The 14,274-nt window shown below is 34.9% G+C and carries 16 protein-coding genes; 5 read left to right on the forward strand and 11 right to left on the reverse strand.

Going from position 1 to position 14,274, the window contains the following annotated elements; all coding sequences use genetic code 11:
- Positions 1-235: 235 nt before the first annotated feature.
- The 5 genes from HM987_RS13290 to HM987_RS13310 form a co-directional block, all read right to left on the reverse strand.
- Entirely contained in the window at positions 236-2,185 is a 1,950-nt protein-coding gene (locus HM987_RS13290; RefSeq protein WP_179008541.1) for an alanine/glycine:cation symporter family protein, read from the reverse strand.
- A 96-nt stretch (positions 2,186-2,281) separates the two neighbouring features.
- Positions 2,282-3,304 carry a potassium channel family protein gene (locus HM987_RS13295; RefSeq protein ID WP_179008542.1) on the reverse strand — a complete coding sequence of 341 codons (1,023 nt, stop codon included), beginning with the start codon at positions 3,302-3,304 and terminating at the stop codon, positions 2,282-2,284.
- Positions 3,305-3,319: 15 nt separating this feature from the next.
- On the reverse strand, positions 3,320-3,547 hold the full coding sequence (locus HM987_RS13300; protein ID WP_179008543.1) for a PspC domain-containing protein: 228 nt from the start codon (positions 3,545-3,547) through the stop codon (positions 3,320-3,322).
- An 8-nt stretch (positions 3,548-3,555) separates the two neighbouring features.
- Entirely contained in the window at positions 3,556-4,833 is a 1,278-nt protein-coding gene (locus HM987_RS13305) for a DUF2851 family protein (RefSeq protein WP_179008544.1), read from the reverse strand.
- Between the two features lie 188 nt (positions 4,834-5,021).
- The gene (locus HM987_RS13310) at positions 5,022-5,504 is read right to left on the reverse strand and encodes a YciE/YciF ferroxidase family protein (protein ID WP_179008545.1); all 483 of its coding nucleotides are present in this window, start codon (positions 5,502-5,504) and stop codon (positions 5,022-5,024) included.
- A gap of 233 nt (positions 5,505-5,737) precedes the next feature.
- On the opposite strand from HM987_RS13310, the gene HM987_RS13315 reads away from it, so the two are divergent.
- Entirely contained in the window at positions 5,738-6,133 is a 396-nt protein-coding gene (locus tag HM987_RS13315) for a hypothetical protein (RefSeq protein ID WP_179008546.1), read from the forward strand.
- 59 nt (positions 6,134-6,192) lie between these two features.
- On the opposite strand, the gene HM987_RS13320 is transcribed toward HM987_RS13315, so the two are convergent.
- Positions 6,193-6,783 (reverse strand): DUF1989 domain-containing protein, encoded by a 591-nt coding sequence (locus tag HM987_RS13320; RefSeq protein WP_179008547.1) that lies wholly within the window; start codon positions 6,781-6,783, stop codon positions 6,193-6,195.
- Entirely contained in the window at positions 6,780-7,466 is a 687-nt protein-coding gene (gntA, locus tag HM987_RS13325) for a guanitoxin biosynthesis heme-dependent pre-guanitoxin N-hydroxylase GntA (RefSeq protein WP_179008548.1), read from the reverse strand. Before gntA ends, HM987_RS13320 begins: the two co-directional genes overlap by 4 nt.
- Before the next feature lie 233 nt (positions 7,467-7,699).
- Between gntA and HM987_RS13330 the strand changes: the two genes are divergently transcribed.
- From HM987_RS13330 to HM987_RS19580, 4 genes are read left to right on the forward strand one after another with little or no spacing between them, the layout of a single operon-like run.
- Entirely contained in the window at positions 7,700-8,212 is a 513-nt protein-coding gene (locus HM987_RS13330; protein WP_179008549.1) for a DUF421 domain-containing protein, read from the forward strand.
- Positions 8,205-8,771, forward strand: a complete 567-nt coding sequence (locus HM987_RS13335) for a hypothetical protein (protein WP_179008550.1) — start codon at positions 8,205-8,207, stop codon at positions 8,769-8,771. Before HM987_RS13330 ends, HM987_RS13335 begins: the two co-directional genes overlap by 8 nt.
- 25 nt (positions 8,772-8,796) lie before the next feature.
- Entirely contained in the window at positions 8,797-9,834 is a 1,038-nt protein-coding gene (locus HM987_RS13340) for a deoxyribodipyrimidine photo-lyase (protein ID WP_229724454.1), read from the forward strand.
- On the forward strand, positions 9,762-10,205 hold the full coding sequence (locus HM987_RS19580; protein ID WP_229724456.1) for an FAD-binding domain-containing protein: 444 nt from the start codon (positions 9,762-9,764) through the stop codon (positions 10,203-10,205). Before HM987_RS13340 ends, HM987_RS19580 begins: the two co-directional genes overlap by 73 nt.
- On the opposite strand, the gene HM987_RS13345 is transcribed toward HM987_RS19580, so the two are convergent.
- The 4 genes from HM987_RS13345 to HM987_RS13360 form a co-directional block, all read right to left on the reverse strand.
- Positions 10,202-10,462: a SemiSWEET family sugar transporter gene (locus HM987_RS13345; RefSeq protein ID WP_179008551.1), complete on the reverse strand. Its 261-nt coding sequence runs from the start codon at positions 10,460-10,462 to the stop codon at positions 10,202-10,204. The two genes, HM987_RS19580 and HM987_RS13345, sit on opposite strands and share 4 nt — an antisense overlap.
- Positions 10,463-10,464: 2 nt before the next feature.
- Positions 10,465-11,694 carry a cation:proton antiporter gene (locus HM987_RS13350; protein ID WP_179008552.1) on the reverse strand — a complete coding sequence of 410 codons (1,230 nt, stop codon included), beginning with the start codon at positions 11,692-11,694 and terminating at the stop codon, positions 10,465-10,467.
- 142 nt (positions 11,695-11,836) lie between these two features.
- Positions 11,837-12,817, reverse strand: a complete 981-nt coding sequence (locus HM987_RS13355) for a PLP-dependent cysteine synthase family protein (protein WP_179008553.1) — start codon at positions 12,815-12,817, stop codon at positions 11,837-11,839.
- Positions 12,818-13,035: 218 nt separating this feature from the next.
- Positions 13,036-14,268 carry an ABC transporter permease gene (locus tag HM987_RS13360; protein ID WP_179008554.1) on the reverse strand — a complete coding sequence of 411 codons (1,233 nt, stop codon included), beginning with the start codon at positions 14,266-14,268 and terminating at the stop codon, positions 13,036-13,038.
- Positions 14,269-14,274: the final 6 nt, after the last annotated feature.

A 14,274-nucleotide genomic window follows, 5' to 3' on the forward strand; every position in this document is an offset into this window, starting at 1 on the left:
ATACTAGACTCTTTGGTCCTTAACCGATAAAATAATTTTTTATTTTACATACACTCTTGGGCTGCAATTTCTAAAATTCAAAATCAACTTAAACACTGCTACAAGTCGAATGTCTTAAATATTTTTTTAGGCTTTAATTTTTAGACCTTTCAGGTTTTCAAAACCTTAAAGCTATTATCCCTATTAAAATTGAGCATTCCAATGAAAAAACACGTAATTGAAAATAGGTTTCTTTCTATAAAACTTCATTGAGATCATCAGCGCCTTCATCAATGGCTTCTTCTTTTACGCTAATGGCTTTATAATATTTAGCTAATTCTTTCTTAATAATTGGAGATAGGATAATGACACCTATAATATTAGGCACAACCATGGCAAAAATCATGGCATCTGAAAAGTTAATTACAGCACCTAAGCTAATTGACGCTCCAACAACTACGAAGAATAAAAACAATATTTTATAGGCTAAATCAGAGACTTTACCCTTTCCAAATAAATACACCCAACCTTGCATACCGTAGTAAGACCAAGAAATCATAGTTGAAAACGCAAATAAGATCACAGCAATGGTAAGAATGACTGAGAAATGTGGAATTACAGAATCAAAAGCCGTAGCTGTAATTTCTACACCTTCTTTAATCTCTACTCCATATTCCATAAAGCCACCATCAAAATTTGTAATTACGATAACCAAAGCGGTCATTGTACAAATCACAACGGTATCTACGAAAGGTTCTAAAAGCGCTACAATCCCTTCTGAAGCCGGATATTTTGTACGAACAGCGGAGTGCGCAATGGCAGCAGAACCCACACCTGCTTCATTTGAAAATGCACCTCTTCTAATACCTTGAATCATAACTCCTATCAATCCACCTGCTATTCCCAGTCCTGAAAATGCACCTTCAAAAATCAACGCAAAGGCATCGTCTATTAAAGTAAAATTAGCACCAAGAATTATTAAAGACGCTAACACATAGATTCCAGCCATAAAAGGCACTACCTTTTCTGTTACTTTAGCTATACGCTTAATACCACCAATGATAACTACAGCAACAAGAACCGCCATCACAAGACCAAAATAAAGTCCTGCATTAGAAGCGGGATCTAAATCGAATACTTTAACAAATTGAGCCGCTGCTTGGTTGGCCTGAAACATGTTTCCGCCTCCAAAGGAACCACCAATTACAAAAATAGCAAATACTACTGCTAAAAATTTACCAAAGCCACCCATTCCTTTAGACTTAAGCCCTTTAGTAAGGTAATACATTGGTCCGCCATAAACGGTTCCATCTTCACCAACATCTCTATATTTTACACCCAATGTACATTCCGCAAATTTTGATGCCATTCCTAAAAGTCCTGCAACAATCATCCAAAATGTTGCACCAGGTCCACCAATAGATAAAGCAACGGCTACACCGGCAATATTACCTAAACCTACAGTTGCGGATAAAGCAGCTGTTAAAGCCTGAAAGTGTGACACTTCTCCATCTGCACCTTCATCCCTTATGGTCTCAGGAAGATCTTCGCCCTCGTTTGGTGTACTATCTCCATATAAGGTATCTGCCTGTGATTTGTTTGTATCAATTAATTTCCCATCATCTGTTACAGTTACGGCATCATCACCATATAATGTGTTTGCGCCATGTTTCTCTATATCCTCATATTTACCTCTAACAACTCTAATGGCCAAACCAAAGCCCGTAACATTTATGAATTTAAAATAAATGGTAAAGAACAATGCGCCGCCAATCAAAACAATCAATACCCAAGGAATACTTATGTATGGTGTTTTTGCGATAAGCACAATCTCGTTTGTATTATTTAACGATGCTTGCGGAATAGCAATAGTCGCCTCATCTTTCACATAAATATTTTGTCCCGTTTTAATTGCAAGACTCTGCGCCACCTTTACGCTGGGCATTTTTATTTCACTAAAATAAACCGTATCGTTTTTAATCTCTTTTTTAAATGCCTGAATATCCTCAGAAGCGGTGTTTAAAACAACTTCCTCTTCAATTTCGCCAAACGGAATTTCCCAAAAAATACCATCTACAAACCAACCTGTATATTTCTTGAAATTTTTATCAATTTTTTGAGAGGTCGTTTCTTCTGAAACAGGCTCTTGAGCCATAATCGATAAGGGCAATATAAGTGTGAAAAGAATAAGAAGATATTTCTTCATAAGTGTAGTTATTAGTTAGTTTTGGTTAATAAAGTTGACAAGATGCTAAAAAATATTGAACTTTTAAAGTTTGATGCGTTAAAATGGCTATATGAGTTAGACAATATCATATTCAGAATTTAATTTCTGAATCTGTTCTGGGCGACCTAGAACAATAATTTTAGAACCTGGTATTAATTTCGTGTCAGCTTCGGGATTGACGATATATTCACCTTTATCATCCTTAAAACCAATCACCGTACAACCTGTTTTTTTTCTTAAATCCAAGTCCCTGATTGTTCTTTCTTCGGAAGCGTTATACAATTGTTCAACTTTTACTTCTTCGATATTGATGTTGCGTTCGCCTACAATTCCCAAATTATCTATAAACTCAACCAAATCTGGAATCACCACTAAAGATGCCATGTGGTCGCCTCCTATTCTATCTGGAAGAATAACATTGTTGGCACCTGCTAATTTCAATTTGTTATACGACGTTTCCTCGGAGGCTCTACTGATTATGGATAACTTAGGATTAATCTGTCTGGCAGACAACACAATAAACAAATTATTGGCATCACTTGGCAAAGCGCAAATCAGTGTGCTTGCCCTATCAATTCCTGCCAATAATAAGATTTCGTCTTCGCTGGCATTACCAAAAACAAAAGAAACATCATCATCTTGAAATTTCTCAATAACGTCCTTATCGCGCTCAATGATAATAAATGGTTTTTCGTAGGCCAATAATTTTTTAGCCGCTTGCTTTCCGTTTCGTCCATAACCACATATTATAATATGGTTTGTCATGGCATCTATTTTCTTTTGCATCTTACGTTGTTTTATGTCTTCAATATTATTTCTACTCAAAATGAATTCTGTAATAATGGACAAGGCATATCCTACGATAACGACACTTGCTAAAATCAGAAAAATAGTAAAAATTTTAGATTCTGTATCCAATGGATTTACCTCTGCGAAACCGACTGTAGTAATGGTGATGACCGTCATGTAGATTGCATCGAGCCATTCGTAACCAGAAATAAACCTATAGCCCAAAAAACCTATTGCCAATAGTAAAACCAGCATTAATATGGCGGTGTATATCTTTGATCTATAAAGTTTTAAAAGTGGGTTATCCATGCAATACTAATATAATTATAAGTCGAAAACCGAAGAGCGTTTAGTGTAAATAATATCTTTAATTCGCATCCAAAACGCCAAGAATAAATATAAAGCAAACCCAAAGCCAACAGTTACGAAAGTCAGGTACATAAAAGAAGTTCTTACAATTTTTGCCCTTATACCTAAACGGTCCGCAATACGCTGACAAACGTAATAGCCTCGTTTTTGAAAATACAATAATAGCCTATAGAACCAGTTCATATTGCAATTTAGTTATTTTTCACAATTAAACTATTTCCAATGGCACATTGCAAGCATTTATTTTTATCACAATAGTTTTGCTTTAACTCCAGCAAGGCCTGAGAATTTAAAGCGTTTTTTTCAATAAGTTTTAAATCCAAAAATTTAGAGACAATACTATTATTCTCAATTTTAAGTTCTTTTATGAGTTGAAACACCTCATCTTCCACCGTTTTCCCTTGCGCCTTTGCATAACTGAATTTAAGTGGAATTAACGTATTGATGATGAGTAAATCGATGAATGATTTAGTCAAGGTTTTTTTAGATACTTTCGAGGATTTACCAAACGTATAATGCGATCTCCAAAAACCAGTAACGCCCAAATTGAAAAAATCATAAAACTCATCTCGCGTGTTGAATTGTATTATTTTTGAAAACAAGTTCTGCTCCAAACTGTATAAATTTGCAAATTGCGACAGTCGAATGGTCGGGAAATTTGGTGGTCTTAACCTAAAAAATTGTAAAGGCAAGACACCATGACTATCCAGATTGAATTTCTGTTTTAAAAATCCATAGCGATGCTTCAAATTGGTATAATACGCCTCTTCAATTTGCTCCTCTGAAAGCAAGCCTGATTGCCCAAAAAGCAGCGCTTCCAAATCCAAAACATCATTTTGAAGTTTCCGCACGACAGAAAATTCTATGGAATTCGCTAAACTGAGAAACGGTTCCCCATTCACTTTTAGTCCGAAGTTCTTTAGTAACATTTGAAACAAGACCGCCTCCCAATCGTTATTGGATGCTTTAAGCAATTGTTGAATGGTTTCAGATTTTCGCTCTAAGCGTTCTATATATAAGCGTTCTAACCAATTATTGAGTAGAAAATCATCAACTTCAGAAAAACTCGTTTCGCAGTTGATCCAAGTTTTGGATCGTATAAGTTTTTGATAGTTATGGATTAAGTTCTTATCGACATAGTGTTTCAATTCCAAGGTTGGAATTTCAGAATTATCTTGTCTAAAAATTTCGGTATCGTGTTCCCAAACCACGTGAAGAATCACATTATCATACGCTTTATCGGTTTCGTGATGATGCACATACCAATCTGAAGATTTTATATGAATCTCAACATTCCCTGCCCAAAACTGTTCAGCAATACTGAGTTGTGCATTAAAGAAATCCGGACCAGCATTATGGTTATGCTGCCCTAAATTCGATATTCTAATAAGGTCTCCCTTCGTCGTTTTTAAGTGAGACGAATCAAAGGCTTTATGTTTCCAGATATAGTGAAGGAAATCTTCTTGCATGTACTAAAATAGACATTTGTTTCGAAAGAAAGCTTTTCTTAGAAATCAAAAGTAATAATTTTCTAATTGAGTACTCCGTGACTACACTATACGATAATTTAGATTAAAAAATAAAACCAGAGTCACTAAGTACTCTGGTTTTAAATTTAGATAAGTTATATCTTTTAAATTGAAACAATACAGCCTATCTACTTCGCTTTTTCATTTAATCTGTGTTCTGCCAATTTATCTAATTTATTATCAGCATTGTATTCCTCATCCAATGTTTTCTGTAATTTAGACGCAATATCACTGTGCCCTAATTCCTTGGCGTATCTTACTGCCGTTCCATAACCAGAAATTTCATAATGTTCTACACGCTGTGCTTCGGCAATAAGACCTGCATCCATAACATCATCGTTATCTGCTTCGTCCATAAAACCTTCAGCTTCCTTGATTAGGCCTTCCATAGCTTTGCACTTTTCACCTGTTGGTTTAACATTCAATTCATTACAAATATCCTCTAGGCGCTGTTTGTGATCCTTTGTTTCTTTTAAATGATCCTCAAACGCATCTTTCAATTTAGAATTAGAAGCTTTCTGTGCCATTTTTGGTAAGGCATTCACCAATTGAGATTCCGCACTGTGCAAATCCTTTAGTTGATGCTCAAATAATCCTTTTAAATCTTTCATAATATATATGTTTTTTAATTTATTAATTCAGACTAAAATTAGAATAGAATGAGTTGTTCCATTACCTCAGTTCAATGATTTTTTGACGCATAAAAATTATCGATTTGCAAAGTTTAATATGAGAAAATTAAAAATTAGTTTAATCAGTAAATGAGACAATATTGCATTTAAATAAGTACACATTTACCATCATCAAAGATTATCTTACGGCTATAAACTAAAAATAAGATATCATGAAAATTTTAAAAAATATTATTGGCCTTTCAATTTTAGCGACCAGTGCCTCGCTTTTATATACAGCCTATAAAAAACCAACTTCAAAAAAGAGCTATTCTTCTAATAATGACACTGCAGAGAAAAATGATAAGCGCTCAAATGTAGAACGCAATACCTCTAGCACTATTCGCGATTTTGATGCCAGAACACAAAAAATGATGAAGGAATTGGAAATGACCGAAGCACAACAAAGAAAATTTGAAGCGAGTATAAAAGCGGTTCGTGATGATTTGAGCAACGGCAATTCGAAAATGACCGCAGAAGACATCCGAAGAGAAGAAGGTAAACATCTCAACTCCATTCTCAACGAAATACAATATGGTATGTATAGAGATTGGGCACAACAGAATTAAACTGCTCGACAAAAAAAAATTAACCGATATGTCTCGGTTGATTTTTTTTTGACGCTGTTTTATATTGTCTTAACGGTATAATGAATAGGTTTAAATGTACCGCCATTACTATCTTCTGCCGAACATGCCGTTAAGCACACCAACAAATCCATTTGAGCTACAAATTGAACATAGTCTCCTGCTATGGAATTTGGAGGTAATACTGAAATTTTTCCGTCAGAATCAAACTGAACGTTCATAAAAATATTGAATGCCGTTGGGATATCATCAATTGTAATGCCGTACGGTTTTAGATTTTTTGAAAGATTATTGAGGCAGCTGGGATGTTCTTCCTTACAATTGTACATAATCTCAAAAGTTTCCTTACTGCATGGTGCCAATAGAAAATCATTCCGTCCATTGGTATCTTCATTAATTTCAACCATTTTTTGTGAGCGGTTGCTCCACAGAAAATTCCCTGTTGATAGTAATATGGACTCTTCAAAATCCATAGTTTTGCCTGAAGATAATTTCTCTTTGTAATCATTTGCATTGAACAATACCATATCGCTAACTTGTTGCCCCATGGGATCAATAACCGTTAGCACTTCGCCTTTGTTGAGTTTAAAGGCTTTTGCTGTTTGCCTTTCTATTTTATTCACTGCTTTCATGCCCATTGGGATTTAGATTGAAACGGGCATTTCCAGTCGGAATCCACTACCCTTCCACTATACTGCTTGGCTTCAGAATCATTTCCGAAATCTTTTAGCACAGGATTTATGGTGCCTTGCAGTTTTTTGTCACGTTTTCGTATTCGTTTTTTCACTGTTTTATAGGTTCCCATTTCTCGCAACCTTTCAAACTGCCAGTGTAAATTAAATACAATGGTAGTGCATGGTGCCTGTCTTGCCTTGCGAGAACTGTTGGGATGCAGCCCAACTATATAAAATGCTTTTCCATTAAGGCTAAAACTAAAATTAGTGTCCTCAGGATTTTCACTTACCGTTACGTCCCATTCCGTATCGTCTAAATAATGTAACTTTTGGAGGGTTTGCCATAAGGATTTTTCAAAATCGATTTCGGTTTCAAAATGGTTATTCGGAAAAACAGCGATGAACGATTCAAAGGTGTTAGAATCAAAGTTGTATTGGTTTATATATGTTTTCAAATCATCCATTAAAGAGCTTAACGACGTCTCTTTTTCTATATCTTCATAAATCTTTAAATGATAGTTTTCTTGTAAAAAAACGGTTTTTGCCATAATGCAAGGATGCTTTTGCTTCAAGATGAATGTTTTATATTCAGATTCCAATTCCGTTTGAAAATCTTCAGTTATAATTGTGTCAAATGGCATCAGTCTAAAATCTAATTAAAATTGATATAATCTTTTCATGATTGAAACACTTCAATCCATATGTCAAAAATATAAGGACTAAATAAAATTCCCTTACTCCATTAAATGAATGATTGACGCATTTAATTTAATGAATTTCACCATTAAGAGTGTTGCCTAAATCAGTTATCATTTCGAGCATAAGAATTAACATTATAATTGCCTTTCAACTAAATTTCCTAAAAACAAGAATCATGAATTTTGAAGACGCTATTTGGTTAATCATTTCCGTTCTAGGCATATTTTCGATAATAATTATTATCACAAGAATATTTGGGCTTAGAACTTTTGCAAAAATGTCTAGTTTCGATTTTGCATCGACCATTGCTGTAGGTTCAGTGTTAGCTTCCATTATTTTGAACAACGATTATTCATTAATGAAAGGTGCCATAGCTTTAGCAACTATTATTGCTTTTCAGACACTCTTCTCTTTTTTGGTTAGAAAAAACGATAGCTTTAAAAAGCTCTTTACCAACAAGCCACAATTGGTTATGTACAATGGAAAAATCCTCTATAATAAATTGAAACGTTGCAACATTGGTAAGGATGACCTAATAGCAAAATTAAGAGAAGCCAATGTGCATAAGTTTAATGACGTAAAAGCGGTGATTTTTGAGAGTACTGGCGATATTTCTGTTATTCACAATAGTGAAGATTTGGATATGGAGAGGGAAATGTTAACTGACGTAGATACAAGCGATGTTTGATTTTTTAAAAAGTAATAAAAACGCCATTTATGGAGGTGTCATTGCCACATTATTTACTGGTGCAGGTATATTTCTTTTAGGTAATGTTACGGGTTACGAAGCAAAACATTTGTTAAAAGTTTCGCTAAGCGGTCTTAACATGCTTTGCAATACAATTGTCTTGGCTTCCGCAACTATTTTAGCCCTTCTTCTAACATTACTAAGTGTGAGTTTTGGTTCAAAGAACACCTTAAGAAAAAAGCATTACAAACAGGTGTTAAGCATTGCAAAATTCGACGTTATTCTATTTATTTCCGCGCTAATTTTATTTCAATTTTTTAATATACCCATTATAGAATCAGATGAAGTACCAACAAACTGGTACAAAATTATTTATTGGACTACACTTGGCTCAACCTCAGTTATTAGCGGCATGATGATTACAGTAATCTTAATGCTTTACAATGCAGTCACTAATATCATTGCTATCATAGGTTTAGACGAAGACCATCATTTAATTTCTGAAGATGAAGTTGATGAAAAAATTGATGAAGAAAAAGAGAAAATGGAAGACGAATGATCTAAAAAAAACAACATTTCAAATTATGAAAACAGGCTTAGTATGGTTTAAAAATGATTTAAGATTACACGATAACGAAGCCTTGTGTGCTGCCATCGCCGAATGCGATGAACTTGTTTTATGCTATAGTGTTGAACCCTTTTGGTTTGAAAATTTGCCCCTCGATTTTAAAAAAGCAAATACTAATCGGTTTAAGTTTTTAGAGCAATCCATCAGTAATCTTCAGAAAAACCTCGAAGCTATTGACGGACATCTCATTATTGGCAATAGAGGTGCTGTTATTGACATTCCGAAGCTTATTAAAATATTTCATATTTCAACAATTTATGCCGAACAAGAATATGCAAAGGAAGAAGAGGATCTCATTCGAAATTTGAAAAACGTCCTACCAGATATCGACTTTCAATTGTACTGGGGAAAAACGTTTTATCATATTGATGATATTCCGTTTTCAATAGCGGATATTCCTTTAACTAGCAAAGCGTATCGCATTCCCACTTCAAAGGAAAGCTCACCACGCCCAACTTTTAAAGCACCAGAAAATATTAACGCACATCCTGATGCAACATCGAACAAATTTCCAGATTATAAATTATTTGGTTTCACGAAGGAAGCATATGAAGCTGCCAAACCTTATTTGGAAGGTGGCGAAGACAAGGCTTTGGAACGTTTAAGATACTATACTTTTGAATCTGAATTATTAACAGGTTATCGTTGGTCTCGCAATCAATCTATTGGTATGGATTATAGTTCTAAATTTTCTCCATACTTGGCATTGGGCTGTATATCTGCACGCTTAATTTATGAAGCGATTAAAGATTATGAAGAGAAAATAAAGAAAAACCAAAGTACGTGGTGGCTCGTTTTTGAATTAGTTTGGCGTGATTATTTTACCTTTAAAGGCATGCGTATGGGCAATGCTATATTCTTCACTAAAGGTTATAAAAATAAAACCATTGATTTTGAAAATGACACTAAAAAATTTGAAAGATGGAGAGCGGTAAAACCGGAATTCCATTTATCGATGCCCATATGCGCCAACTTAACCAAACTGGTTACATGAGTAATCGTGGTCGTGTGAATTGCGCTAGTTATTTTGTAAGGGATTTAAATATTGACTGGACTTGGGGAGCCGCATATTTTGAAAGTAGATTAATAGATTACGACGTTAGCTCCAATTGGATGAATTGGCATATGCAGGCTTTTGAAATCTACTATACCAATCCTGTGCACCAAAGTTTGAAGTACAAGGCCAATGATTTTATAGCCAAATGGATTCCAGAATTAAAGCGTATAGATGACGATAGAATTCATGCGCCTTGGTTGTTTCCTGAGCTGTTGGCTGAGACCAATTATCCTGAGCCTATCGAAGTTTACAACAAATGGAATCGATCCATCAAAAGAATTAAAGACTCTGTTCTACTAAACGATTAATCTTCATTTTGCGTAAAAACGATATAAAGCATTATACTATTAAAAACAAAAGATATACCATTGGTGATGATGATGGGCCAATCATTTTTTAAAATGCCATAGACCGTCCAAAGACCAACGCCCACACATAAAATCACGAACATATAAGGACTTACATCCTTAACTTTTTTAGTTGTAATCGCTTTATATATTTGAGGTAATACGGCTATGGTCGTAAAGACTCCAGCTGCAGTTCCTATGATACCTTCGATATTCATAATTAATCCTCAATTTTTTCCGTACTCCGTTTTACTGAAATGCCGTGCACTAAAATAGATATCAAAATTACCAGAGCTACGATAGAGTAAATCGTATTAAGGTTTTCAAAATCCCCGTGTTTTATGGCATAAGTAAGATAGAATACCGACCCAATGCCCCTAATTCCGAAAAACGAAATGGCCAATTTTTTCTTTTTGCTCAAATTTGTTCCAAACAGTGCTACGTATCCTAAAATGGGTCGTAATAAAATTACTAACAGCACACTAAAAATAATTGTAGGAAGGGTAGTAAAGTTTAAAATACCCGCCACTACGGAACCTCCAAAGAATATCATCCAAAAAACAATAAGGAATTTTTCGACATTAGTTATAAAGTGCAGATTGGGATCACTTAAATGTTTTTGTCCATCAGTGTGTTGGTGATAATTGGCAAACAAACCAGCAAAAAATACACTCATAAACCCATACGATTTCAACAATTCTGCAATGCCATACGCTAATAACGTTAATGAAATTGCCACAAAAGCTTGATGAATTTTACGCTCTAACCGCTCAGAAAGTTTTTGGGTTAAAAAACTATAAGCATAACCTATAGCAATACCTACTAAAACACCAATGACCACTTTATAAACCACATAAAAACTAAGCCATTCTTTCCATTGTTCGGCTTGCAGTGTGTCATTTTTCGACCATATAATTGCTAAGAATACAAAAGGAAAAGCTAAACCATCGTTAAGACCAGCTTCGGCCGTCAGATTATATTGTACTCCGACATTTTTATCAGATTTTGATTGCTTTTTGTTTAATTGAATTTCTGATGCCAATGCAGGATCTGTTGGTGCCAAAACTGCTGCCAACAATAAAGCTACGTGTCCTTCAAACCCTAAAATATTGTATGAAATCAAAAAAACGGCGACTATAAATAATGGCATCGTTATGCCTAGAAGTCGCAATGGATTTCGCCATTCTTTCCAAGAATAATTGAGTCCAATTTTAAGGCCTGCCACCATTAGACTAATAATTACCACTAATTCTGAAAACCGAAGCGCAAGATCGACAGGCCATACAGGATCTGGCCATGGTAATGGCGTATTGAGATAATAGAGAATACCACCAAAAAGTAGTAGAGGAATCGTAAAACTTATTTTAAATCGTTTTAGTAGAATAGGTAAAAAACTTGCAAATAGCGATGTGACACCTATAATTACTAAAATGACGAAATACGAATCCATAATGGGTTTTTAACGCTTATAATAAGATGTTATTCAAATTGTATCACCGCAAAGTCCAACAATTAATTCAAATAAATTAACACATACCCTTCAAATTCTAACGTTTTAAAAAATTGAATTTGACTTTCAAAAGCCTGATACCTTAGTCAATATAACCCTTCTCACGCATCCAATCATCATTAAACATTTTGCCCACATAACGGCTGCCATGATCGTGAAATAAAACCACGACGACATCGTTGGGTTTAAAATGTTCTTTTAATTGCAGTACGCCTTTTATGGCTGCTCCTGCAGAATTCCCCAAAAACATGCCTTCTTCCTTGGCTAATTTTTGGGTGTAAACCGCAGCATCTTTATCGGTAACTTTGGTAAAACCATCTATGATTTCAAAATTAACGTTTTCTGGTAGAATATCTTCACCAATACCTTCAGTTACATAAGGATAGATTTCCTTTTCATCGAAAATCCCTGTTTCGTGATATTTCTTAAATACAGAACCATAGGTATCAATGCCCCAAACCTTAATATTTGGGTTTTGTTCCTTTAGGTATTTTCCAACACCAGAAATAGTACCACCTGTACCCACACCAACCACAAAATGCGTGATTTTACCATCGGTTTGTTTCCAGATTTCAGGGCCTGTACTTTGATAATGGGCTTTGGTGTTACTCAGATTGTCGTATTGATTAACATACCAGGAGTTTGGTGTTTCTTGCCCTAATCGTTTTGAAACGGAATAATAACTGCGCGGATCGGTTGGTTCCACATCAGTTGGACACACCACTACCTCGGCGCCTACTGCTCTAAGAATGTCCATTTTTTCTTTAGACTGTTTATCGCTAATTACAAAAATGCACTTGTAGCCTTTCACAATTGCTGCAAGTGCTAATCCCATTCCTGTGTTTCCTGAGGTGCCTTCAATAATGGTGCCTCCAGGTTTTAGACGACCATCAGCTTCTGCATCCTCAATCATCTGCACTGCCATTCGATCCTTAACGGAATTTCCTGGGTTAAAAGTTTCGTATTTTGAGAGTACTAAACAAGGTAAGTCTTCCACTAGTTTGTTCATTTTAACCAATGGTGTGTTTCCTATTGTACCTAATATATTTTCTGCGTAATCCATAGTTGTTTTTTCGAAAGTGCAAAGTTACGTTAAATGTTATGTAATGGAAAACACAAATTTCAAATACAAAAAACTAAATTCCAAAGTTGTTCTGTTACACAAAGAGACACCAAGGCGACACTAAGATTCACAGAGAGATTACCTTAAACTAAAAACCAATCTTTCCAAATTAATCTATATCGCGACTTTGAACTGAAGACTATGGACTGCTTACTTTTTCAGTCGAACCGAATCGCCTTTACGGGCGAAATCTTAGAAATTATTACGGAAGGAATCAACAGCATTAGCAAACAGGCTACAAACGTTCCGATATTAAGTATGATGATATAATCCCAACTGATGTAAACTGGTGCATTACTTACATAATAAGTGTCTGGATTTAGCGGAAATAGTTTAAAATACTTCTGTGCAAACAACAAGCCTAAACCAATAATATTTCCCCAAAGCAACCCTAAACCAATTAGGTAAGAAGCGTTGTATAGAAATACTTTTCTGATGGTCCAATTTGAGCTACCAAGCGCTTTTAAAATACCGATCATTTGGGTACGTTCCAGGATTAAAACCAACAATGCCGTAATCATATTAATCCCAGCAACGATAATCATAATGGCAATAATGCCATAAGTATTGTTGTCAAAAATCTTAATCCACTCGAAAATAGTATAGTATTTTCGCGTAATTGAAGTGGCATTCATTAAGGATGGAATAGCCTTATAAACTTCAACTGTTTTTTCTTCAATTTGGGAAAAATCATCAATAAAAACTTCAAAGTTTCCAATTTGGTCAGATTCCCATTTATTCAGACGTTGAATATGCCTTAAATCTGCAATCACAAATTTTTCATCGAGTTCTTGAAAACCCGAATTATAAATACCAACCACTTCAAAATTCATGATTCTAGGCAATCGATCGATTTGATCCGTAAATAAAGTTTGGAATTTATCGCCAATGTTGAAGCCCAAGCGATTAGCGAGATATTCTGAAATTAAGACTTCTTCATTGCGCTCTTTTGTATAATCTGGCAATCGACCTTCAATTAAAAACTCTTTAAAATAATCCCAGTTATAATCCGCACCCACGCCTTTTACAACGACACCTTCAAAATCGGTTTCGGTTCTTATTACGGCAAATTTTGTGGCAACGGCCTGTATGTGTTTTATTCCTTCAACCGTATTAAAATTTGGATAAAACTCTTGATTGATTGAAATGGGCACCTGAGATTCATCCGAGGCATTGGTATCGTAATTAGTGATTTCTATGTGACCGTTAAATGCCACAACCTTGTCTCTAATTTTCTGTTGTAAGCCCAAACCTGTCGCAATAGCAATCAACATTACAATGATACCAATAGCAATTGCTGCGATACCAATTTTAATTATTGGTGCCGAAACACTACTTTTATACGTTTTATTGCCAATTATACGTTTAGCTATAAATAACTCGAAATTCAAACCTAC

The sequence above is a fragment of the Winogradskyella forsetii genome, from assembly GCF_013394595.1.
GTDB lineage: Bacteria > Bacteroidota > Bacteroidia > Flavobacteriales > Flavobacteriaceae > Winogradskyella > Winogradskyella forsetii.

Excerpts from the sequence above, each read along its gene's own strand:
- HM987_RS13290 (WP_179008541.1), bottom strand. The coding sequence starts at position 2,185 with ATGAAGAAATATCTTCTTATTCTTTTCACACTTATATTGCCCTTATCG.
- HM987_RS13295 (WP_179008542.1), bottom strand. The coding sequence starts at position 3,304 with ATGGATAACCCACTTTTAAAACTTTATAGATCAAAGATATACACCGCC.
- HM987_RS13300 (WP_179008543.1), bottom strand. The coding sequence starts at position 3,547 with ATGAACTGGTTCTATAGGCTATTATTGTATTTTCAAAAACGAGGCTAT.
- HM987_RS13305 (WP_179008544.1), bottom strand. The coding sequence starts at position 4,833 with ATGCAAGAAGATTTCCTTCACTATATCTGGAAACATAAAGCCTTTGAT.
- HM987_RS13310 (WP_179008545.1), bottom strand. The coding sequence starts at position 5,504 with ATGAAAGATTTAAAAGGATTATTTGAGCATCAACTAAAGGATTTGCAC.
- HM987_RS13315 (WP_179008546.1), top strand. The coding sequence starts at position 5,738 with ATGAAAATTTTAAAAAATATTATTGGCCTTTCAATTTTAGCGACCAGT.
- HM987_RS13320 (WP_179008547.1), bottom strand. The coding sequence starts at position 6,783 with ATGAAAGCAGTGAATAAAATAGAAAGGCAAACAGCAAAAGCCTTTAAA.
- gntA (WP_179008548.1), bottom strand. The coding sequence starts at position 7,466 with ATGCCATTTGACACAATTATAACTGAAGATTTTCAAACGGAATTGGAA.
- HM987_RS13330 (WP_179008549.1), top strand. The coding sequence starts at position 7,700 with ATGAATTTTGAAGACGCTATTTGGTTAATCATTTCCGTTCTAGGCATA.
- HM987_RS13335 (WP_179008550.1), top strand. The coding sequence starts at position 8,205 with ATGTTTGATTTTTTAAAAAGTAATAAAAACGCCATTTATGGAGGTGTC.
- HM987_RS13340 (WP_229724454.1), top strand. The coding sequence starts at position 8,797 with ATGAAAACAGGCTTAGTATGGTTTAAAAATGATTTAAGATTACACGAT.
- HM987_RS19580 (WP_229724456.1), top strand. The coding sequence starts at position 9,762 with ATGGAGAGCGGTAAAACCGGAATTCCATTTATCGATGCCCATATGCGC.
- HM987_RS13345 (WP_179008551.1), bottom strand. The coding sequence starts at position 10,462 with ATGAATATCGAAGGTATCATAGGAACTGCAGCTGGAGTCTTTACGACC.
- HM987_RS13350 (WP_179008552.1), bottom strand. The coding sequence starts at position 11,694 with ATGGATTCGTATTTCGTCATTTTAGTAATTATAGGTGTCACATCGCTA.
- HM987_RS13355 (WP_179008553.1), bottom strand. The coding sequence starts at position 12,817 with ATGGATTACGCAGAAAATATATTAGGTACAATAGGAAACACACCATTG.